Origin of the sequence: Streptomyces sp. LS1784 (genome assembly GCF_020103755.1) — a bacterium.
GTDB lineage: Bacteria > Actinomycetota > Actinomycetes > Streptomycetales > Streptomycetaceae > Kitasatospora.
The window spans coordinates 1-1,203 of record NZ_JAHSQD010001082.1; the positions used below are offsets into that span (position 1 = coordinate 1).

Genomic DNA, 1,203 nt, shown 5'->3' on the forward strand with positions numbered 1-1,203 from the left:
CGGCAGCGCGCCGGTGTCCCGGCTGGCCGCGCGCTACGGCGCCCGGGTGCGGGTCGTCGACGTCGCGGTGGACGCCGACCCGGCCGGCTTCCCGGACGAGGTGGTCGCCCACCGGGTCCGGCGCGGCTCCGGGCGGATCGACGTCGAGGACGCGCTCACCGCGCAGGAGACCGTCCGGGCGTTCCGGGCCGGCATGGCCGTCGCCGACGAGGAGGCCGACGCCGGCACCGACCTGGTGCTGCTCGGCGACCTCGGGGTCGGCTCCACCACGGTGGCCGGTGTACTGGTCGGCGCGCTCTGCGGGACCGACGCGGCGGCGGTGACCGGGCGCGGCTCCGGGATCGACGACCGGGTGTGGATGGTCAAGTGCGCCACCATCCGGGACTCGCTGCGGCGGGCCCGGCCGGTGCTCGGCGACCAGCTGGCGCTGCTCGGCGCCACCGGCGGGGCCGACTTCGCGGCGATCACCGGCTTCCTGCTCCAGGCGGCCGTACGGCGGCTGCCGGTGGTGCTGGACGGCGTGGTCTCGGCGGCCTGCGCGCTGGTCGCGCAGCGGATCGCCTTCCGGGCGCCGGAGTGGTGGCGGGCCGGGCAGTCCAGCGGCGAGCCGGCCCAGGCGAAGGCGTACGACCGGCTGACTCTGACGCCGCTGCAGGACCAGGGCATCACCATGGGCGAGGGCGTCGGCGCGCTGCTGGCGCTGCCGCTGCTCCAGGCCGCGGGGGACGTGCTCGCGGACGAGGCGCCGAAGCCGTTCGCCCCGGAGCCGCCGAGCGGGCCGAAGGAGCAGCCGAAGCTGCCCTCGGCGGCGGATCTGCTGCGGAAGCTGTAGCGGGGCGGAGCGCCGGCAACCGGCTGCCACCGGCTTCCGGAACACCGGCGACCGACCGTCGCTGATGTCGTTTCGGGCCCGGCCCTTGCGCCTCGCGCGGTTCCCCGCGCTCCCGGATGAAGGCCCGACAATCCGAAGGACGCCCCTACCGGGGGCGTTCTTGCTGTGAGAGGAACGTGGTCATGGCCGGCGGCAGCGATCGGGCCACCTGGGCCGACGGCCTGCGGTTCGGGTTCGGGACGCTGTCCGTGCTGCGGGTGCGGGTGGAGCGGTGGGACCGGGCCGCGGCCGCCCGGGCGATGGTCACGGCCCCGGCGGTCGGGCTGGTGCTGGGGGCGATGGCGGCCGCGGCCGGGGCGCTGGTGGCCTGG

Annotated in this window: 1 protein-coding gene and 1 pseudogene; both read left to right on the plus strand. The window is 77.2% G+C overall.

The genetic code is table 11. The features are described from left to right. A partial coding sequence (locus KS423_RS45785) for a nicotinate-nucleotide--dimethylbenzimidazole phosphoribosyltransferase (protein ID WP_224285558.1) occupies positions 1 to 832 on the plus strand: 832 nt, incomplete at its 5' end. A gap of 182 nt (positions 833 to 1,014) precedes the next feature. Continuing rightward, positions 1,015 to 1,203: pseudogene (locus KS423_RS45790) on the plus strand (adenosylcobinamide-GDP ribazoletransferase); the annotation flags it as partial.